The sequence below is a fragment of the Acinetobacter towneri DSM 14962 = CIP 107472 genome (assembly GCF_000368785.1).
GTDB lineage: Bacteria > Pseudomonadota > Gammaproteobacteria > Pseudomonadales > Moraxellaceae > Acinetobacter > Acinetobacter towneri.
Genome location: NZ_KB849690.1, coordinates 40,434 through 60,486, shown reverse-complemented (window position 1 = coordinate 60,486; position 20,053 = coordinate 40,434). Strand labels below are relative to the sequence as shown.

The window sequence follows — 20,053 nt, the reverse complement described above, 5'->3', positions numbered from 1 at the left end:
TTTTAATTTGGCAATTTTTTATCACAAAGTTGCACTATAAGACATGCTAAATTTGTGATTTTATAATCAAAAGAACAGAGGTAAATAATAAAGCGTATGAATTATCAAGATTTTTTAGATTTTTGGTTTTCTCCTGCTGCAGAACCGAACTGGTTTGTCAAAAGCGCAGAATTTGATGCCCTGCTCGCAGAAAAATTTACCGATGTACTGCAACAAGCGGCACAAGGAGAATTATGGACATGGCGCGAAACACCTGCAGGTCGTTTGGCTGAAATCATTGTTTTAGATCAATTATCACGTAATTTATACCGTAATGACCCGCGTGCCTTTGCCCAAGATGGAATGGCCTTGGTGTTGGCACAGGAAATGATTCACTTAAAATTGGATCAGGACTTAAACCCAACCGAACGCCGTTTTTTATATATGCCGTTTATGCACAGTGAATCCAAACGTATTCACGAAGTCGCATTGACGTTATTTGGAAGTTTGAATGACCCCACTGTGCTGGACTATGAACTGAAACATAAAGTAATTATTGACCGTTTTGGACGTTATCCGCATCGGAATCAGGTGTTAGGACGTCCATCTAGCGCAGAAGAACTTGAGTTTTTAACTCAACCCAATAGCAGTTTTTAACTGGCGAGTTTGTCTTGGCTGGTTGATGTGTACAGGAGCTTTCACATGAAATATTTCCTACTCGGTCTTGCCCTTGCCAGCAGTTTGCTGTTTACAGGCTGTGCCACGACACCCTCTAAACCGCTCAGCTTTGAACAGTTGGGGCAATACAGCACCACACCGCTCAATGCGCAAACCTATCGGATTAGTTTTTTAGCGGGTCATAACATGAGTTTTGGCACTGCAGAAGAAATTACTTTGGTGAAAGCAGCACAAACCACGCTGCAACACGGTTTTCGCTTTTTTAAAGTTTTAGATGATCCGAGTAACCGTAGCCAGAAACCACCTAGACAAGCCGTGGTTTACCCTGCACCAAGTTACTATCCGTATAGCTATTCGCCGTATGGATATTATCATCGTCGCGCACCATTCTGGCCTGACCCATTCTATGATATGCCGCAAGTGGTGACCCTCGATCCGACTCAAGTGTCTTACACCATTCAGTGTTTTAAAGATCAAAAATCTGCACCTGAAGATGCCTTTGATGCGAGCCTAATTTTACAATCACTGGGGGCAAAATATGGTTTAAGTCCCACAGGACAACCATTACCCCCACCAACCTCTGCCCCTGCCGCGCCCTAATGAGATAAGGATGCCTGCATGAATACAGCGTCTGACCACACTTTAGCGAGCAGCTCGCAGCATAGCTCTCCGAGTCTGCAACGCAGTAAACGCTTTGCCACCATTGCTTTAGTGATTGCCGTGGTGGCATGGCTGGCATTAATGCTAACCGCAAAATTACTGCCTGAATATACGTGGTTGATTCACATACTAATGCTGTCTGCCGAAGCAGGCGTGGTCGGTGGTCTGGCAGACTGGTATGCGATTACGGTGCTGTTTCGCAATCCTTTTGGCAAAATGCCAATTCCTAAATTCTTACGTGATCACACCGAAATTATTCCACGCAACAAAGACCGTATTGCCGAGTCGATGGGGCGTTTCGTACAGGAAAACTTTTTATCGCCCCAAGTGGTACAAAAAAGCCTGCACAGCACTGACTTATCTTTATCCGTGGGCAAATGGTTGGCGAATCCACAAAATAATGCGCAAGTGACCCAAGTCATTCAGCAGACTGTACCGAAAATTTTTGAATTTGTCGGGCAAGAACAAATTGGGCGCTTTATTCAAAGCAACAGTGTGCAATGGGTTCGCAACACGCAGGTCAACTACTTGGCCAGTGAAATGCTGCGTGCGGTTTTGGAAAATGACTTTCATCAGGATGTGCTGCAACGCGGTTTAGACCTTGCCCATGACTGGATGCTGAAACATCCTGAAAAAAGCCGTGAATTGACCCGTCAATTGTTTAAAGAGCTTGGCGTGTGGAAACTGGCCAAAGGTGCGAGCTGGATTGGAATTGATGTGCAGCAACGCACCATAGATTCTTTACTGCAACGGGTCGAATCTATGTTGGCAGACCCTGAACACCCTTGGCGACAAAAAATTGAAGAGGCTGGGCAACAACTGATGTTACAACTGGCAGATAACAACAGCAGTGCCAGTCTACGTCTAAATGACACTAAAAATGCCCTATTAGACAGTCCACAAGTCTTGAATTTTATCAGTGGTGCAGTGGTGATTCTCTGCAATGCGATTAAGGAAGATTTACAAAAACCTGATTCGGGAATTGCACAAAACCTGCGTGTTGCTATTCAGCAAGTCGGTGAAAATATCATTGCCAATACCGCAGTACGTCAATTACTGAATGAAAAAATGAGTACGATTGCGGTGAACTTGTCAGATCAATATAGTGAAAAAGTGATTCGCTTTATTAGTGAGCGTATTCACGAATGGGACTCGCGCGAAATGATTGGTAAAATTGAAAACGAAGTCGGTGGTGATTTACACATGATTCGGGTCAATGGTGTGGTCGTAGGTGCATTTATTGGTCTGGGATTGGGGATTATTCGGGCATTGGTGGAGTTGATTTAAAATGCAAGTTTTTGATAAGTCGATCTTGAGGTGTTCAATCAAAAATAACGCCTCGAACGATCTATTCAAGCCACATCATCACCCTTTACCCCATTTGCATTCCCCCCTGAAAACGCTACGATGTAAAACAAGCTGCTGCCACAACCAGAACCCCACTATGCTCGATATTCACGCGAAACTGCCTGCTCAAGGTCTGAGTATTTTTAGTACCATGTCTAACTTGGCACAACAACTAAATGCCTTAAATTTATCGCAGGGTTTTCCCGACTTTCCCCCACCTGCAGCATTACTGGATGCTTTAAGCCAAGCCACACACGCAGGCTTCAATCAATATCCTTCGGGCGATGGTTACTTGCCACTACGCGAACAACTGGCACAGCAATTTTTACAGCGTGATCAGCTAATGCTTGACCCGATCAGTGAAATTACCATCACCCCAGGGGCAACACTGGCTATTTTTAGCATCATGCAAACCGTGCTGCAGGCAGGCGATGAAGTCATTATTTTTGATCCAAGTTATGACAGTTATGCACCCTGTGTAAAATTGTTGGGTGCAAAAGCCGTTCATATTCCGCTGCAGGCTCCACATTTTCAGGTGGACTGGAATATGGTCAAAGATGCGATTCATGCCAAAACCCGCATGATCATCATCAACACACCACATAACCCCACAGGCACAGTATGGTCAGCGCAAGATTGGCAGCATTTAATTGATGTTATTCAGGAACATAATATTGTGGTGCTGTCCGATGAAGTCTATGAACATTTGGTCTTTGATGCGCATCAACACCGCTCTGCACTGTCTTTTCCTGAGCTTAGGGAACGCAGTTTTGTCGTGGGTTCCTTTGGTAAAACTTTTCATGTCACAGGCTGGAAAACAGGCTACTGTGCGGCTGCACCTGCCTTAATGCAGCTCTTTCGCCAAGCCTATCAATTTATTAATTTCTGCGGAGTTAGCGCTGTGCAAGTGGCTTTGGCAAATTATATGCAGCAGCACCCTGAACATATTGCAGAACTGGCAAAGTTTTATCAGGACAAACGTGATTTGTTTAATCAAGGCATTGCCAATTCACGCTTTCAATTCAGCCCTGCACAAGGCACTTATTTTCAAAATTTAGATTACAGCAATATCCGTCCCGGCTTAAATGCTGTCGATATGTGCCATTTTCTAGCCGAGCAGCACGGCATTGTCGGTATTCCTGTGTCTGCATTTTATCAAACCCCACCCGATGATTTACGTTTAATCCGTTTCTGCTTTGCTAAAAAAACCGAAACCCTGTTGCGTGCAGGTGAAATTTTATCGGCAATTTAAGCGATGAAGCTCCACTGAAATGTCACTGAGTTACTGAAAAGCTAAGGCTTTTTATGACCAAATCATGCTAGGGTGAAATTTCAAACAACCGCATATTGAAGCGCAGGATTTGGCATGGCAAGACCTCAGGCACTGGTCGATCACCCTCAGCTTTGGAAAACCTTTTTGGTGTTTCTATTGCCACTGATTGCCACCAATATTTTGCAAAATCTTTCGGGCACCATTAACACGATTTTTGTCGGGCAAATGCTCGGTGTGGAAGCCATTGCTGCGGTGTCGGTATTTTTTCCCATTATTTTTTGCCTGATGGCCTTTGTGATTGGGCTTTCGGCAGGATCGACCGTGTTGGTCGGGCAAGCGTGGGGCGCACAAAATGACGAAAAAGTGCGTTGTATTGTCGGTTCGACTTTATTTATGACCCTAATTGGCGGCAGTTTCATTGCCTGTTTGGGGGTGATTTTTGCCGAACAAATTTTAATATTATTAGGCACAGACCCTAAAGTGATGCATCTATCCCTGCCGTATGTGCAATGGATGTTGGCAGGCAGCCCACTGCTGTTTGTTTATATTATTTATACCTCTATTTTACGTGGAGTGGGCGATAGCCTTACGCCACTCATTGCCCTGAGTTTGACTAGTTTAATGGGATTGGTGATTACCCCCATCCTGATTGCAGGTTATTTTGGCTTTCCTCGCTTGGGCATTATTGCCCCTGCAATTGCCACCATTCTGGGCTATCTGGCTGTTTTAATTTTTTTGGTGATTTACCTGAATAAAAAGAATCATCCCTTAAAAATGGATGTGCATCTACTACGTCAAATTCGGCATCAACCCAATTTAAGCAAGGTGATTTTACGCTTAGGGATTCCCACAGGCTTACAAATGGTCACTACCTCTATGGCAGGTTTGGTGATTGTCGGTTTGGTCAATCGGCATGGTGCTGAGGCCACTGCCGCCTATGGCGCAGTTAATCAGGTGTTGAACTATATTCAATTTCCTGCGCTATCTATTGCAATTGCCGCTTCAATTTTTGCTGCACAAGCCATTGGTGCAGGCAAAGCCGAATTACTGGCTAAAGTGACCCGTACAGCCTTAGGCATGAATTTGCTGATTACAGGTATTTTAGTCACCTTGGGTTATTTATTTTCTAAATATCTGATGGCGTTGTTTATTACCGATCCTGCGGTGGTGGTACTGGGTCAGCAGCTCTTATTTATTGTGTTATGGGCCATTTTATTTTTTGGTGCCAGTGCAATTTTTGCCTCCATTATGCGCGCCAGTGGCACGGTCAATGTTCCAATGATCATCAATATTTTAGCGATTGTTTTAATTGAAGTACCGTGTGCTTATTTCTTCAGTCAGTGGTGGGGTTTGCAAGGAATTTGGTATGCCTATGCCTTGGCATTTGTGAGTCTGTGCATCGGTCAAGGTGCGTATTATCAATTTGTCTGGAAGAAAAAAACCATTCAGGTTTTGGTCTGAATGGTCTGTTATATTTGTAAGTTAGATTAACCGCGTTTCTTGCCCAACTTAGTCGCCCATGCGGTAACTTTCTGATAACCCGTTGGAACAATACGCTGGATTAAATCCAAAGTTTTGGCATCATTACCAATCAATAAACGGCGCTTGTCTTTTTGTACCGCTTCTAAAATTTGGCGCGCCGCTTCTTCAGGCGGGCAACGCAATAATTTATTAAAAGCACGTGCCGATTTTTCAGGATTCATGCCCAAAGTGCGCATGCTGTCGTTCATTTTAGCATTGTTGGCAATATTGGTACGAATCCCGCCTGGATGCACGCTCAACGCACTCACACCACAATTTTCCAAATCCAATTCCTGACGCAAAGACTCGGTAAAACCGCGCACCGCAAATTTGGTTGCGTTATAAGCCGACTGCGTTGGCTGTGCAGTTAAACCAAATAAACTGGAAATGTTAATGATATGACCATCTCCCGTTTGTTTGATTAAAGGCAAAAATTCTTTGGTGCCATAGACCACACCCCAGAAATTAATACCAACAATCCACTCCAACTCTTCGTAACTTGCACCTTCTACGGTAGAACCCAAAGCCACGCCTGCATTATTAAAAATCATATTGACCGAGCCGTGGTCTCGCACAGTTTCAGCTGCCCATTCGCGCATTTGTTCTAATTTAGAAACATCCACCTTTTTAATGGTCACGCGCACATTACTGTCTTTGAGCAAATCCACTGTTTGCGCCAAACCTTGTTCATTCACATCACTGAGCGATAAATGACAGCCTTGCTTCGTCAATAGAACAGCCAATTGCTGCCCAATACCCGAGCCTGCGCCTGTAATTGCGGCAACTTTATTTTTAAAATTTTTCATGTGATTTCCTTGAGTATGTGGCGTGCACAGTTCAGACCTGCTTGTTGTTTTGTAGGGCTGTGCGATGCGCTGTGGTTTAAATATAATTTTGACAATAAGTATTGTCAATATAAGCCAGTACGAATATCGCAAATGAATCTGAAAACATAGGTTTAACAGATAATTATTGCTAGTATAAAGCCTAATTACGGTTCTTATTTGGCTTAACTGAACATGACAGAACAACTGCCCGTGACTGCAGAAACAGAAAAAACCACCCAGAAACAACAAAAAGAACGTCAGTTTAAAGGCTTGTCTTTAACTGAGCGCAAACAGGCGCGTCGTGAAAAACTGATTGAGGCAGGTATTCAAGCCTATGGCACGCATGGTTTTTTTGCCGTGACCGTAAAAGATATTTGTACCGAAGCCAAACTAACCGAGCGCTATTTCTACGAATCCTTTAAAAAAAGCGAAGAACTGTTTCAGACCATTTTTTTAAAATTGATTGATGAATTACAGCAAAATGTCATGCAAGCCATTATGCAAGCCTCGGCTGATCCTAAAAAAATGATTGATGCAGGACTGACTGCTTTACTGACCACGCTAAAAAATAACCCGCAAATGGCACGTATTATTTATATTGATGCCATGCTGGTGCAAGAACTACATAACCAAGCCACCATTCACGAAACTATGTCGCGTTTTGACCGCATGATTCAGGCCTTTGTCATGCTGATGATGCCGCATTTAGACCGCCCCAACCGAGAAATTTCACTGGTAGCGACAGGCTTAAATGGTTATGTCACCCAAATTGCGATTCGCTGGGTGATGAGCGATTTCAAACAATCCATGGAAGATGTCTTGTCTTCTTGCCGTATTGTATTTTTATCGTTATTACAGACCTTTTCGGAAAAAGAGCAAGCTTTTGTGAAAGATTCTTCGACATTGTCATAAAATCGAAAAATATTCATAATATTTTTCAAATTCAGAGGGGTCTGCTGACATTTCATAAATGGCTTGCGCTGTAGGCTAAAACTGAGCAGATCAGGCATGAAACGCAGGGAATAGTGGGTCTATTGCCAAGTTTCATAACGCAATCTGAGAAAGTTTTAGCTACAGTCCTTCGGAACGAGCATATTTTTTTGCCGCTATTGCGTTATGAGTCAGTCACTTAGAATAACTAAATTTCCTGCCTCATGCCTTATATCAGCTAAAAAATCTTGCGAGATATATCTCTCACGTCGCAAACATAGACGAAGTGTCAGCAGACCCTATTTACTTTGACTGAATCTGTTCAGTTTTTTCATCAAATCGACACTATTTTGTCACAAATTATTGCAAAAATAGCCCATTCAACCCTTTCTGCAATGATACTGTCATAATTAATCTTTGTAATAAGCCTGTCATAAATAAAACGGTCCACCGTTAACATCTATAGGATATTGCGTTGTGAAAGATGACTACATTTTAATCGTCGATGACGAACTTCCAATTCGGGAGATGATCCATACCTCTTTAGATATGGCAGGCTTTCAGTGCTTACAAGCAGAAGATGCAAAACAAGCTCATCAGATGATTGTCGATCAACGTCCAGCGCTTATCTTGCTTGATTGGATGATGCCAGGCGGTGTCAGCGGTGTAGACTTGTGCCGTCGCCTAAAACGCGATGACAACCTTGCTGAAATTCCTGTGATTATGCTCACTGCACGTGGCGAAGAAGATCACAAAGTTCAAGGTTTAGATGCTGGCGCGGACGACTACATGACTAAGCCGTTCTCGACCCGTGAACTGGTGTCACGTATTAAAGCGGTCTTACGTCGTGCCAATGCCTTAAGCGGTGAAAAAACTATTGATGCCAACGGTTTAATTTTGGACCCAGTCAGCCAGCGTGTTAGTTTTGGTGACAATATTTTAGAAATGGGCCCAACCGAATATCGTCTATTGGCGTTCTTTATGACGCACCCAGAGCGCGCTTACACCCGAGCGCAATTGCTTGACCAAGTCTGGGGCGGCAATGTATATATTGAAGACCGAACTATTGATGTGCATATTCGTCGTTTACGTAAAGTTTTAGAACCGTATGGCGTAGACCGTTTTGTACAAACGGTACGTGGTACAGGCTATCGCTTCTCGACACGTGCGGATGTTGCTTTAGGCTAAAATTATTTTATGTACGAACCTTACCCAGTCCCTGAACTCGCCCGTGACCTCAAACAAGTTCGTTACAGCAGTTTATGGACTTTTGCCAAACAAGATTTTCGTTTATTGGCCTTTTTCCTAATTATTGCAAGCTTGATTGGTTTTGGGATTGGGTATTTTTGGATTTGTATTAGCCTCGCCTTTTTGCTGTTTTTTCTTCAGCAAATGCGCTCCCTCTATTTAGTTAATGATTGGATTTCCAATCGTCCTTATGATGTGCCGCCAAATCTGCATGGTATTTGGGGTGCATTACTGTTCAATGTTTATCGCTCACAACGTCAGGAACGTATCGTTCAGGCCGAAATGGTCGGGTTGATTGATCGCGCCCAGTCTTCATTGGTGGCGTTGGATGAAGCCGTGATGCTGATTGATGAAAATCATCAAATTGAATGGTGGAACCCTGCTGCTGAAAAGCTATTGGGTATTCAGCCTTTAGACCGTGGACGCAACATCCTCACTATTTTGCGCCAACCTAGTTTTATTGAATATTTTAATCATATTGATCAAGCACCTGACGGTTTAAAAATGAAATCTAGCGTGCATGAAGGGCAATATGTGCAAGTCAAAATGACTCAGTTTGGTGGCGATAGCCGTTTGTTATTTGCTTACGACATGACGCGTATGCATAACCTAGAACAAATGCGTAAAGACTTTGTCGATAATATTTCACACGAATTACGCACTCCGCTAACGGTGCTGAGTGGTTATATCGAAACCTTTACCGATCAGGAAGATATTAACCCGCGTTGGAAACGTGCTTTTGAGCAAATGCAGTCACAAACCCGACGCATGAACGCTTTGGTAAATGACCTGCTGCTGCTGTCGCGTCTGGAAAATGAAAAAACCATCGCCAAAAATCAAATTATTGAAATGCCAAGTTTAATGAATCAATTATTTGACGATGCACATGCCTATAACGTCGATTATGGACATACGCTCAACTTAAATATTGACAGTCATTATGATCTGATTGGTTCAGATGTAGAATTGGCCAGTGCCTTTAGCAACCTGATCACCAATGCGATTAAATATACCCCGAAAGGTGGGACGATTACCATTGGCTGGCATGATGATGGCAATCAAGGTTATTTTACTGTGGAAGATACAGGCATCGGGATTGATCCGAAACACTTACCACGCTTAACCGAACGCTTTTATCGTGTAGACAGCGCACGCAGCCGACAAACTGGCGGCACAGGTTTAGGCTTAGCAATTGTGAAGCACGTTTTAATGCAGCACAACGCACACTTAGAAGTAGAATCTAAAGAAAATCAAGGATCTACCTTTAAAGTTGTGTTCCCGAAAGAACGTTTATACCACGTGACTTAAGTTCATGTTTAAAATTATCCTACTCATTAAAAGCAAAAAACGCCAAATCAATTTGGCGTTTTTTGATTTCTCAACACATAAAATTATACTGCGGTAACGGTATGCCCCAAGGCTTTGCCCATTTCCACCACCGAATTGGCTCGAAATTCAGCATCCCACTGCATTTTATTTTCTTCAAATAAAACAATTGCCGTTGAACCTAAATAAAAACGTCCCAATTCTGCACCCTTTTCAAGGAACAATTGGTGTTGATTCAGTTCTAAACGCCCCGATGGTTTCACCTTGCCTGTAGCTACGGTTTCAATACCCGCTACAATCATCGCACCGACTAAAACCACTGCCATACGACCCAGTTCGGTATCAAACAAACACACCATACGCTCATTGCGGGCAAATAAACCCGGAATATTTTCTGCTGTGGTTTGGTTCACCGAAAATAGCTCACCTGGCACATACAGAGTTTCAGTCAGTGTGCCTGCAAACGGCATGTGCACACGGTGATAATCTCTCGGAGATAAATATACCGTGGCAAACTGACCATTTTTAAATGGTTCTGCCAGTTGCGGGTCGGCAATTAAATTTTCAACAGTAAATTGCTGACCTTTGGCCTGAAAAATAGCACCATCTTCAACTTTACCCAATTGCGAAATTGCACCATCTGCAGGCGATACAATGCTGCTCGGATTGCTGTCAATTTCACGTACGCCCTGCTTTAAAGAACGGGTGAAAAAATCATTAAAAGATTTATATTTCAAGGCATTGCTTTGCTCTGCCAATGACATATCAATGCCATACTGGGCTTTAAATGCCGTAATAACCGCATTTTTCAGTACAGGATGCTCGCTAGCTGCAAGTTTACCTACAACACGTGATAATTGATGTTGTGGCACAACGCGCTGTGCCTGAATGAAAATTTGTTTTTTTAAACGTGATGTGAGGCTCAAGACGGCAACTCTCCAGTAATAACAGGACTGTCAGGGCGGTTGCCCCATTCACTCCACGCACCATCGTAGGCCTGAATTTGCCAACCCAGTAATCTTCCTAAAATATAGGCCAGACCTGAACGGTGATGTGACTGACAATACACCACTACAGGCTCTTTGAGATTAAATCCGAGTTGTTCCAGACGCTGTCGTGTGCGTTCTAAGGGGTGCAATTTTAAATGATTTTCACGATTAAGGGCAGTACTCCATTCAAAATGCAATGCCCCAGGTATGTGACCACCGCGTCGTGCAGCCAAACGCAGCCCTGTATATTCATCTATAGTACGGCAATCCCACAGTTGTACCGACTGGTTTTGGCATTTCTGCAACAATTCATCATATTGAATACGATACTGATTTTGCGCTACAACAGGAGCAAGTGTACTGACAGGTTTCAGTGATTCAACTTCAGAAGTGGTCGGAAAACCTGCGGCCAACCAAGCATGAATACCGCCATTGAGCAAACTGGTATTTTCAAAGCCCAAACAGTGCAAGTTCCAAATCAGACGCCCTGCCCATGCACCGCCTTCATCATCATAAGCCACCACATGATGCTCAGGTGAGATATTCAAATACTGAATCAGCTCCTGCAAGGCTTCAGGTTCAGGCAATAGACCTGAAGCATCTTCATCCTGACGTAACAACATGCTCGGTTTGACCTGTAAGGCATGCGGCAGATGCAATTGCTCATACACCGAATTACGGCTTAAATCGACAATGCGTAATTTGTCATGTCCTAAAACGGGGACTAAATCTTCTGCTTCAATCAGCAGTCCAAAATCGAATGGTGAAGCGTTCATTTTTATGCTGTTCAGTCTGGTTGGCAATCCACTTTAACTTAGTATAGGTCATTTTTGGGCGCATGCTGTTTTTTTCATAACTTTCTCAGAATTTTAACAATCGCATGCTTTAATCTAGAAAAAAACCGAAGATTTTCTTCGGTCTTTTTTTCAGTTTTTTAGGCTTGTTGGTCTTTAAACTGGTGCCTGAATATCAAAAACTTGGCGCAAATATGCCAAGAAGGTGTCATTATCGGTCATGGTTTTACCAGGACTATCTGACAATTTCGCCACCGACTGACCATTACATTCCACCAATTTCAACACAATATTTAGCGCAGTTTGCCCCATATCATTGGTTAAGTTGGTACCAATCCCAAAACTAACCTGAAAACGGTCTTTAAAATACTGATGCAAGGCCCATGCTTTTTCGACATTTAAGCCATCACTGAAGGTCAGCATTTTAGTTTTACTGTCAATTTTTAGCTTTTTATAATGTGCATAAGCTTTATCGCCCCACACATACGGGTCGCCACTGTCATGTCGTAAGCCATCAAATAACTTGGCAAAATACAAATCAAAGTCACGCAGGAAAGCATCCATCCCGACCACATCAGTCAAGGCAATGCCTAAATCACCCCGATATTCTTGCACCCAAGTTTCTAGTGCGGCTTTTTGGAAGTCACGTAAACGTACATCTAGCGCCTGAAATGCCTGTAAAAACTCATGTGCCATTGTCCCAATTGGGGTAATGCCTAATTCTTTAGCCAACAGTACATTACTAGTACCACGAAACACTTCAGGTACAGCTTGATGAAAAGCCGCAATCACGTGCTTTTGCCATGCAAAACTATAACGGCGGCGCGTACCAAAATCTGAAACCAAAAATGGTGGATCTTCAGGCAGTTGCTGCTGTTGGTAACTTTGAATCAGGGCAATTTTTTGCTGTAAACGGCGCTCACCTTCTGCCCAAACCTCATCATTACGGATGCGCTGAAAATACAGTTCATTGACAATTGCCAGGACAAAAATCTCGAACATCATGGCCTGTACCATCGGGCCTTCTACCCGAATATCCAAACGACCTTGCGCATCAATACTGGCGTGAATAAAACGACGCTTGAGCTGAAATAATTCTAAATAATCGACAAAGTCACTTTTAATAAAGCGTAAATTACGCAAATACTGCAATTCATCTTCTTTAAATTTCAACTGACACAAATGATCAAGCTGCGCATTCAACTCAGCTAAAATATCGCTCAGTGGATACGCGGTATCTTCAAGATTACGGCAGCGGAATTGATACACACTGTGCGTTTGCGGAAATTTATGCAGCACCACCTGTAACATGGTGAATTTATATAAATCAGTATCGAGCAGAGATTGAATAATGGGGGTCATAGGGATCATCATTTCGCGGTACTTCTTGCATTAAAGCATACTTTATTCAGCAAAAAAGGGCTTTTATCGACAATCTTGTTACAACTTTGCTGAAGTGTAGCCTTCCCAAGATATTTTACCTCTCTGCGGGCAGCTACCGTTGTGATGCTTTCGTGATTGATGTTAATGCACGCCAAAGTGCCTAAGTTTGCTACAATCTGCAGCCATCCCCCACACTGAGAAAATTAGTCCCCCATGCGCGCATTATTACAACGAGTTCTTGAAGCCAAAGTCGTGGTCGATGGTGAAATCACTGGCGAGATTCAACAGGGTATTTTGGTATTTTTGGGCTTAGGCAAAGACGATAATTTTGAGAAAGGCAAAAAGCTGATTGATAAAATTTTAAAATATCGTTTTTTTGATGATGAACAAGGCAAAATGGGTTGGAATGTCAGTCAGGCCAATGGCAGTGTGTTATTGGTTTCACAATTTACCCTCATGGCACAGACTCAAAAAGGTTTACGTCCTGATTTTGGCCCTGCGATGCCCCCAAACGATGCCAAAGCGCTGTATGAACAATTGGTGGACTATGCCAAAAGTCAGTTTGACAGGGTGGAAACAGGTATTTTCTCTGCCGATATGAAAGTGCATTTGGTAAATGACGGGCCTGTGACTTTTTGTTTGGAGGTCGAGTAAATCACATATAAAAAAACCTCTGTCAAAAATTGATCAGAGGTTTTTGTTTGGGTCTGAGCAGCTTATTTACCCGTTTTTTGTTTAATAAACTGGCGTGCCATTTTAATTTTTTCTTTTACAGGTTTTGGTAGTTTAGGTGGAATCAATTTCGCTGCTTGGTTAAACCACACCAATAAGCCAAAATCACCTTCCATTTTAATGCTGCCATTTTGCATGCCTGTCATAAATGCAGTTGGATCACCTTTCATTAAGGTTTTTACGCCTTGCTCGCTGTCTGCAAACTGCAAAATAAAATCGGCTTTTTCTGCATCGCCTGCCACAGTGTCAATATGTCCATTGTTGACAATAATTTGACGCGCCATACCCAAGTCTGTGCCAATTTGAATACGGAACTGGCGTTCATGCACCAACTCAATAAATTTTGGACTGGTACGTGCCAGTTGTTTCATACGCAATGCCAAACCTGCCACGAGAAGGTCAAGTGGATCGGTGCTGACATCAACCAAAGGAAGTTTGACCACAGGAATTGCAGAAAGTTTCATGACAGTGAAGCCTATTGTAATTGTTGGATAATGAACAGACTCATCCTATCACAACTCCCGCTTTTTGCTGCAAGGCTTTGTATAACAATCTTTAGGAGGGTGTTAAAATTTTGTCGCTGTTTGGATGGCGCAAACTGCCGTACAGATAAAGCAAAAAAGATGCAAACCAGTTGCATCTTTTTAAAGTTTTTGAATTTAGTCTGTACGATTTAGCGGCTTGAGCACTGCTGCTGATCGTCTTCATAGACTGGGGTATGTTCGATATAGCGACGTTTTGCCAAAGCACGCTCTGCCCGACGGTCTTCTCGTAATAATAATAAAGTCACCAAAGTCATCGCCAAGAAAATTGCCGACAAGTAACTGTAGGTAATTGGCAGTTCAAATACGCTTTGCACACTGTAGCGCACCACTTCCAATAAACCCCAAAACACCATACCTGCCAACATAAAGTTTAACCAGCGACGATAAGGCGAAAAGAAAACAGCAATCAACGCAGCTGCGACGAGGCTTAAGCCTACAATGGTCGCTAAATTCGCTGTTAGCATAAAAACCTCCGTCTAAAGATGCAGCCTCTTTTTGAATTGGTCTGCGACTTCAAATACCGTTTAAATAAATAATGGATGTCGATTTAAATTCTATGTCTGCATTATGCTGCGTTTTCTAGATAAAAAAAGACTTGTATTTTTATAAAGCGACACACCTTGTCGCAATATTATATTGTCATTACATTTTTTAAATTTTGTAGTTTTCGGGAAGCTAAGCTAGCTCTTTATTCGCGTGTCATTACAAAAAAACACCTTATTTTTTTGCCTTAAAAAATATTTTTTTCATTCAATGCTGTTGCGGTTTTTATCGACAGTTTTTGTTTACCGTTCATCGTTATCTGCTGATTATACAAACAAAAAACGCAGCATGACTGCTGCGTTTTTTTCATTGAATTGTCATATTAGGCACGGTTCAAGTCTTTGTCATGCACGCCCAATAAGTACAGCACACCATCTAAGCCCACGCTTGAAATGGCTTGATTGGCGTTTTGACGTACCAACGGTTTAGCACGGAACGCCACACCTAAACCTGCAATAGAAAGCATTGGTAAGTCGTTCGCACCATCACCCACCGCAATGGCTTGTTCCAAAGAAATCCCCATTTTGTCTGCCAGTTCACGTAGCAATAATGCCTTACGCGCACCATCCACAATGTGACCTTTTACTTCGCCTGTAACCATGCCATTTTCCACATCTAGAATGTTGGCATGCACTTCATCAATCCCCAATTTTTCCTGCAGATATTCTGCGAAATATTGGAAACCGCCCGACAAAATAGCGGTGCGATAACCCAAAGATTTCAGGGTTGAAATCAGGCGTTCAGCACCTTCGGTCACGGTCAGACGTTCGGCAATTTTAGGCAACACAGCAGCATCTAAACCTTTGAGCAATGCTACGCGCGCGCGGAAACTTTGCTGAAAATCCAGTTCACCCTGCATGGCACGTTCGGTAATGTCCGCCACCTGATCGCCCACACCTGCCTCAATCGCCAACTCATCAATCACTTCTTGTTCAATGAGCGTTGAGTCCATGTCAAAACACACCAAACGGCGGTTACGACGGTAGGCATTGTCTTCTTGTACCGCGACATCCACACTCAGTTCATTCGACAGGCTTAAACACGCAGCACGCATGGCAACTGCATCTAGCATTTGTCCACTTAATCCAAACTGAATGCAAGCACGTTTAGGTTCATCTTCGGCTACATTAAGCTGTGGGCGACCCGACAAACGGGTTACAGTTTCAATGTTAAAACCTTGGCTAGATACAATATGCGTGACCGCCTGTAAATGTGAGGCATTCAGCTCTGGTGCCAGTGCAGTCACGATATAACGGGTACGACCGCCTTCTTTGACCCATTGCTCATATTCAGTTGCAGAGATTGGTTTAAAACGCACAGTTAAGCCAATATCATGTGCTAAAATCAGAATCTCCTTCATGGCTAAAGCAGTTGCAGTCTGGTCTTCTGATGCAACAACAATACCTAAAGTCAGTTGATTATGAATAACAGCTTGGCCAACATCTAAAATTTGTAAGGAATGAGCGGACAATACCTGCATTAATCGAGTAAACTGATTAGGTTGGTCAGGTCCTAAAAATGATATAAGAATGATTTCTCGCATGAATTGACTCGGGTCTGAGCTACAACTATTGTGAGAATCATAATCTAAATTGAATATAAATGCCTTGGAAGTTTTACCTTGAATGCGCCTAGACAAGGGCTATTTGCTAGCCTATTGATTGTAAGTTTTGCTTTTCACACCTTTTTATTGGTGCTTGCAACAACACACCAATTAAATGAAAACCGCGCCAATCAGGGGCAGTTAATGACCAGCCAACTGGTCACAGACAGCCTTTCTGAGCTGGAACCTGCCAATACAGTATCACTGGCATTATTGGTGAATCGTTATGCCACCAATCCAAGCATTGCTTCTATTCGTATTTTAGATGCGCAAAATCAGGTCTTGGCGACAGGTGGACAGTCACGTACCCGTGAAGGTGAAGTCTTTGTCCGCGATGCAATCATCAATGAAAAGAAAGTCGGCAGCATTGAAATTACCTTAATTCAGCCAAGTATTGGTGAAATTCTGCGTACCCAATGGTTAGCGACACTTTTATCATTATTGGTTCATGGCTTGTTATGGTTGGCTTATCGCGCGATTGCCCGTCCAAGTCGTAGTGAATATTTAGCACGCATTAATAATGAATCTCGCCTTAAACACGAATTACAATTATTGACGCAAGCCCTTGAACAAGAAAAACATCAAACGGCTTTGGCACTTGCGCAGGCACAGCAACAGCCTAAACCTGTGATGTCGCCTAAAGCAAACAAAGCCATTGAGCAAAGCCAAGAGCAAAACAACATTGCGCTGAATATTCAGTTTTATGACCCGAAACAATTATTAGACACGGTCACGCAAAGTGTGTCTGTGCCTTATTTTAGCTTATGTCAGATTTTCCTGAACAAAAGCATTGAACTGTGCGTACAACACTACAAGTTAAACCGTTCCGACATTCAAACAGTACAACCATTCCATGAAGATGGCGCAACACTCAGTATTGCAGCCAATACACCAAATGCAGCAGCCTGTATGGCCATGATTGGCACGGTGTTCCAGTTATTGTCTGAAGTGCTGTATAAGCGTTATCGTGAAGAAAAGCGTTTTGTGTTGCAAACTCGCAGTGGTTTATCAACCGCAGTCGAAGCCATGCAGTTATCTGCAGTGCAGGCAGCAGAGCGTTTGGTGCATCAATTATCTGCTCGTGAAAATGCAGTGCATTTACCGAATGAATTACTAGATGAACTGTCTACGCATTATGAATTGGTGAGTATGCCAAATCCGACCAATGTGCTGATGCGCCATGCCTTTATGGTTAATGGCATGGACAGCCAATCGGCTGAGTTGGCGCAAAGCCTGCGAACTGAAATTCTAAAAGGCAAACATTCAAGAGCTTCTTAAAATAATCCATGAGATGCCTTAAAAGCATAAAAACCTGAGTATGCACACATACTCAGGTTTTTTATACTCACAGATGCTAGATCACATCCATTTACTGCAGCCCAATTTACACATTCAACTGCTTCTGCTCGACCAAATACATTTGCGCATTGTGTACAGCAGCCTGCCCCACCACAGCAGCTTTCTGCCATTCGCCATTGGCTTGTAGCTCCCACGCATTTTGATTGTCATGCAAATAACTCAGCAAGCCATCTTCTACAATACGCTGTTTAATTTTCTCATCCAAAATAGGGAAGCAAGTTTCCACCCGTGAAAATAAGTTGCGCCCCATCCAGTCTGCGCTGGCGCAGTACAATTTTTTTGCACCACCATGCTCAAAATAATACACGCGGGTATGTTCCAAAAAGCGTCCCACAATCGAACGGACATGAATACGCTCAGACATACCTTTCACTTTTGGAATCAAACAACAAATCGAGCGGATAATTAAATCGACCTGTACCCCTGCCTGCGAAGCACGGTACAAAGCCGTAATTAACTCAGGCTCAGTCAATGCATTGACTTTAATGATAATTCGGGCAGCTTTGCCTGCTTGTGCAAACCCGATTTCTTGTTCAATCAGTTTGAGCAATTCACTGTGCAAGGTAAATGGTGCATGCAGCAAGTTTTTTAATTTTGCCGATCTGCCCATGCCTGTGAGTTCCTGAAACACCCGATGCACATCTTCACAAATATCAGGATGTGTGGTCATCAAACCATAGTCGGTGTACATACGTGCATTGCCCGCATGATAGTTGCCTGTACCCAAATGCACATAGCGCACCAACTGATCTTGCTCACGACGCACAATCAAAATCATTTTGGCATGGGTTTTATAGCCGACAATGCCATACACCACCACTGCGCCTGCCTCTTGCAAGACGTTGGCGACCATAATGTTGGATTCTTCATCAAAACGTGCGCGTAGCTCGATCACGGCAGTGACTTCTTTGCCATTACGTGCGGCTTCTGCAAGTACCTGCACAATTTCAGAATCTGGGCCACTACGATACAGCGTTTGCTTAATCGCCAACACATTTGGGTCTTTCGCCGCTTCTTTGAGTAAATTAATCACCGGCTGAAAAGAGTCAAATGGGTGATGTAGCAACACATCCTGCTTTTTCAGAATCTCAAACATCGGTTTTTGCTTCCGAAATATTTTTGGAATCACAGGTGCAAAAGGTGGATATTTCAATTCAGGTCGGTCAAAACTACTGGTCAGACGCGACAGGTTAATCGGGCCACTAATCCGATACAGTTGCTGTTCATCTAAATCAAATTCTGTCAGCAGGTAGTCAATAATGTCTTGCGGGCAGTCATCTTCAATTTCCAAACGCACTGCGCGACCAAAACGGCGCGATGAAAGTTCATCTTTAAGGGCTACCGCCAAATCATCAACATCTTCTGCCAAAATCAGGTCGGCATTACGCGTCACCCGAAATGCATAGCAGCCTGTAGCTTTCATGCCTGGAAATAAATCATTGATATGCTGTTGAATAATAGCCGTCAAGAAAATGTGTTCTGTCGCACTGCCTGCAACTTCTTTAGGTAAGTTGATTAAACGTGGTAATGAACGTGGCGCAGGCACAATCGCCATTTCAATTTCACGCCCAAAGGCATCTTTGCCCTGCAAACTAACAATAAAGTTCAGGCTTTTATTGACCAAACGTGGAAATGGATGCGAAGGGTCAAGGCTGATTGGCGTTAAAACTGGTTGTACCTGACGCGCAAAATAGTCGGCAATCCAAGCCTTATGTTTATCTAGAATGTCTTGAAACTGAATAAAATGAATCCCCAGACTTTGTAACTGCGGCAAAATTGCAAAGTTCAAGGTGTCATATTGCTGTTTGACCGCCTGATGGACTTTATCTGACAGCTCTGCCAACACGTGTTCAGTTGGAATTGCATCTGGGGTACGGGTAATCGCATTCAAATCGAGCTGCTTCATTAGCCCAGCAACTCGAATTTCAAAAAACTCATCTAAATTACGTGAAAAAATAATTAAAAAGTTCAACCGTTCTAAAATAGGTAAATCAGGGTCTAATGCTTGCGCCAAGACCCGACGGTTAAACTCAATTAAGGAAAGTTCACGATTAAAATAAGTATCAGATGAATGCTGAAAGTGTTCCATATCTTCTCTATGCTGTTTTGGGACAGTCTGCTTATTTCGCCTCAGTGCAGGCATGGTAGGTAGAGATTATGACAATCATGTTACACTCACAACCAATTGCAGAACATTTCGTCAGTACAAGGTCAATCTAAAAAATTGATTTTGTTTGTTTTATCTTACATTCAATACATTTTTATAGCAAAACAGCACTTTTAGTGACTTCTTTTATCTTAGACCATGTATCTGAC

18 protein-coding genes are annotated in these 20,053 nt (G+C 42.9%); 10 read left to right on the top strand and 8 right to left on the bottom strand.

What is annotated here, in order from left to right:
• Positions 1 to 96 precede the first annotated feature (96 nt).
• The 5 genes from F947_RS07550 (at position 97) to F947_RS07530 (ending at position 5,398) form a co-directional block, all read left to right on the top strand.
• Positions 97 to 636 carry a DUF924 family protein gene (locus F947_RS07550; protein ID WP_004974174.1) on the top strand — a complete coding sequence of 180 codons (540 nt, stop codon included), beginning with the start codon at positions 97 to 99 and terminating at the stop codon, positions 634 to 636.
• A 45-nt stretch (positions 637 to 681) separates the two neighbouring features.
• Positions 682 to 1,257: a CC0125/CC1285 family lipoprotein gene (locus tag F947_RS07545; protein ID WP_004974173.1), complete on the top strand. Its 576-nt coding sequence runs from the start codon at positions 682 to 684 to the stop codon at positions 1,255 to 1,257.
• 18 nt (positions 1,258 to 1,275) lie between these two features.
• Complete coding sequence (locus F947_RS07540) at positions 1,276 to 2,604, top strand: DUF445 domain-containing protein (protein WP_004974172.1); 1,329 nt, start codon at positions 1,276 to 1,278, stop codon at positions 2,602 to 2,604.
• A gap of 157 nt (positions 2,605 to 2,761) precedes the next feature.
• Positions 2,762 to 3,916, top strand: a complete 1,155-nt coding sequence (locus F947_RS07535; protein WP_026438346.1) for a methionine aminotransferase — start codon at positions 2,762 to 2,764, stop codon at positions 3,914 to 3,916.
• A gap of 114 nt (positions 3,917 to 4,030) precedes the next feature.
• A complete protein-coding gene (locus tag F947_RS07530) occupies positions 4,031 to 5,398 on the top strand; it encodes an MATE family efflux transporter (protein WP_004974168.1) in 1,368 nt (455 codons plus the stop codon).
• A gap of 26 nt (positions 5,399 to 5,424) precedes the next feature.
• Here F947_RS07530 and F947_RS07525 read toward each other — a convergent pair whose 3' ends face one another.
• Positions 5,425 to 6,264, bottom strand: coding sequence for an SDR family NAD(P)-dependent oxidoreductase (locus tag F947_RS07525; RefSeq protein ID WP_004974166.1), 840 nt, complete (start codon positions 6,262 to 6,264; stop codon positions 5,425 to 5,427).
• 213 nt (positions 6,265 to 6,477) lie between these two features.
• Here F947_RS07525 and F947_RS07520 point away from each other — a divergent pair, with 213 nt between their 5' ends.
• The 3 genes from F947_RS07520 to phoR all read left to right on the top strand — a co-directional run bounded on the left by F947_RS07520 (position 6,478) and on the right by phoR (position 9,771).
• Positions 6,478 to 7,197, top strand: coding sequence for a TetR/AcrR family transcriptional regulator (locus tag F947_RS07520; RefSeq protein WP_004974164.1), 720 nt, complete (start codon positions 6,478 to 6,480; stop codon positions 7,195 to 7,197).
• Positions 7,198 to 7,692: 495 nt separating this feature from the next.
• Positions 7,693 to 8,403 (top strand): phosphate regulon transcriptional regulator PhoB, encoded by a 711-nt coding sequence (gene phoB / locus F947_RS07515; protein WP_004974162.1) that lies wholly within the window; start codon positions 7,693 to 7,695, stop codon positions 8,401 to 8,403.
• A 9-nt stretch (positions 8,404 to 8,412) separates the two neighbouring features.
• Positions 8,413 to 9,771, top strand: a complete 1,359-nt coding sequence (gene phoR / locus F947_RS07510) for a phosphate regulon sensor histidine kinase PhoR (protein WP_004974154.1) — start codon at positions 8,413 to 8,415, stop codon at positions 9,769 to 9,771.
• Between the two features lie 83 nt (positions 9,772 to 9,854).
• Here the strand turns inward: phoR and asd are convergent, their stop codons facing one another.
• From asd to pncB, 3 genes are all read right to left on the bottom strand, one after another.
• Entirely contained in the window at positions 9,855 to 10,715 is an 861-nt protein-coding gene (asd, locus tag F947_RS07505; RefSeq protein ID WP_004974153.1) for an archaetidylserine decarboxylase, read from the bottom strand.
• Complete coding sequence (locus F947_RS07500) at positions 10,712 to 11,554, bottom strand: sulfurtransferase (RefSeq protein WP_004974146.1); 843 nt, start codon at positions 11,552 to 11,554, stop codon at positions 10,712 to 10,714. Before F947_RS07500 ends, asd begins: the two co-directional genes overlap by 4 nt.
• A 174-nt stretch (positions 11,555 to 11,728) precedes the next feature.
• Positions 11,729 to 12,934: a nicotinate phosphoribosyltransferase gene (pncB, locus tag F947_RS07495; RefSeq protein ID WP_026438345.1), complete on the bottom strand. Its 1,206-nt coding sequence runs from the start codon at positions 12,932 to 12,934 to the stop codon at positions 11,729 to 11,731.
• 234 nt (positions 12,935 to 13,168) lie between these two features.
• Here pncB and dtd point away from each other — a divergent pair, with 234 nt between their 5' ends.
• Positions 13,169 to 13,609, top strand: coding sequence for a D-aminoacyl-tRNA deacylase (gene dtd / locus F947_RS07490; RefSeq protein WP_004974142.1), 441 nt, complete (start codon positions 13,169 to 13,171; stop codon positions 13,607 to 13,609).
• A gap of 62 nt (positions 13,610 to 13,671) precedes the next feature.
• Here the strand turns inward: dtd and F947_RS07485 are convergent, their stop codons facing one another.
• From F947_RS07485 to serB, 3 genes are all read right to left on the bottom strand, one after another.
• On the bottom strand, positions 13,672 to 14,151 hold the full coding sequence (locus tag F947_RS07485; protein WP_004974140.1) for a hypothetical protein: 480 nt from the start codon (positions 14,149 to 14,151) through the stop codon (positions 13,672 to 13,674).
• A gap of 209 nt (positions 14,152 to 14,360) precedes the next feature.
• Positions 14,361 to 14,696: a ciprofloxacin tolerance protein AciT gene (aciT, locus tag F947_RS07480; RefSeq protein ID WP_004974137.1), complete on the bottom strand. Its 336-nt coding sequence runs from the start codon at positions 14,694 to 14,696 to the stop codon at positions 14,361 to 14,363.
• A gap of 401 nt (positions 14,697 to 15,097) precedes the next feature.
• Complete coding sequence (gene serB, locus F947_RS07475; RefSeq protein WP_004974136.1) at positions 15,098 to 16,318, bottom strand: phosphoserine phosphatase SerB; 1,221 nt, start codon at positions 16,316 to 16,318, stop codon at positions 15,098 to 15,100.
• A gap of 78 nt (positions 16,319 to 16,396) precedes the next feature.
• On the opposite strand from serB, the gene F947_RS07470 reads away from it, so the two are divergent.
• The gene (locus F947_RS07470) at positions 16,397 to 17,656 is read left to right on the top strand and encodes a hypothetical protein (RefSeq protein WP_004974135.1); all 1,260 of its coding nucleotides are present in this window, start codon (positions 16,397 to 16,399) and stop codon (positions 17,654 to 17,656) included.
• A 106-nt stretch (positions 17,657 to 17,762) separates the two neighbouring features.
• Here F947_RS07470 and ppk1 read toward each other — a convergent pair whose 3' ends face one another.
• On the bottom strand, positions 17,763 to 19,826 hold the full coding sequence (ppk1, locus tag F947_RS07465) for a polyphosphate kinase 1 (RefSeq protein ID WP_004974134.1): 2,064 nt from the start codon (positions 19,824 to 19,826) through the stop codon (positions 17,763 to 17,765).
• Positions 19,827 to 20,053: the final 227 nt, after the last annotated feature.

Excerpts from the sequence above, each read along its gene's own strand:
- F947_RS07530 (WP_004974168.1), top strand. The coding sequence starts at position 4,031 with ATGGCAAGACCTCAGGCACTGGTCGATCACCCTCAGCTTTGGAAAACC.
- F947_RS07500 (WP_004974146.1), bottom strand. The coding sequence starts at position 11,554 with ATGAACGCTTCACCATTCGATTTTGGACTGCTGATTGAAGCAGAAGAT.
- F947_RS07485 (WP_004974140.1), bottom strand. The coding sequence starts at position 14,151 with ATGAAACTTTCTGCAATTCCTGTGGTCAAACTTCCTTTGGTTGATGTC.
- ppk1 (WP_004974134.1), bottom strand. The coding sequence starts at position 19,826 with ATGGAACACTTTCAGCATTCATCTGATACTTATTTTAATCGTGAACTT.
- F947_RS07520 (WP_004974164.1), top strand. The coding sequence starts at position 6,478 with ATGACAGAACAACTGCCCGTGACTGCAGAAACAGAAAAAACCACCCAG.
- serB (WP_004974136.1), bottom strand. The coding sequence starts at position 16,318 with ATGCGAGAAATCATTCTTATATCATTTTTAGGACCTGACCAACCTAAT.
- F947_RS07535 (WP_026438346.1), top strand. The coding sequence starts at position 2,762 with ATGCTCGATATTCACGCGAAACTGCCTGCTCAAGGTCTGAGTATTTTT.
- F947_RS07550 (WP_004974174.1), top strand. The coding sequence starts at position 97 with ATGAATTATCAAGATTTTTTAGATTTTTGGTTTTCTCCTGCTGCAGAA.
- F947_RS07545 (WP_004974173.1), top strand. The coding sequence starts at position 682 with ATGAAATATTTCCTACTCGGTCTTGCCCTTGCCAGCAGTTTGCTGTTT.
- F947_RS07540 (WP_004974172.1), top strand. The coding sequence starts at position 1,276 with ATGAATACAGCGTCTGACCACACTTTAGCGAGCAGCTCGCAGCATAGC.
- dtd (WP_004974142.1), top strand. The coding sequence starts at position 13,169 with ATGCGCGCATTATTACAACGAGTTCTTGAAGCCAAAGTCGTGGTCGAT.
- phoR (WP_004974154.1), top strand. The coding sequence starts at position 8,413 with ATGTACGAACCTTACCCAGTCCCTGAACTCGCCCGTGACCTCAAACAA.
- pncB (WP_026438345.1), bottom strand. The coding sequence starts at position 12,934 with ATGACCCCCATTATTCAATCTCTGCTCGATACTGATTTATATAAATTC.
- aciT (WP_004974137.1), bottom strand. The coding sequence starts at position 14,696 with ATGCTAACAGCGAATTTAGCGACCATTGTAGGCTTAAGCCTCGTCGCA.
- F947_RS07525 (WP_004974166.1), bottom strand. The coding sequence starts at position 6,264 with ATGAAAAATTTTAAAAATAAAGTTGCCGCAATTACAGGCGCAGGCTCG.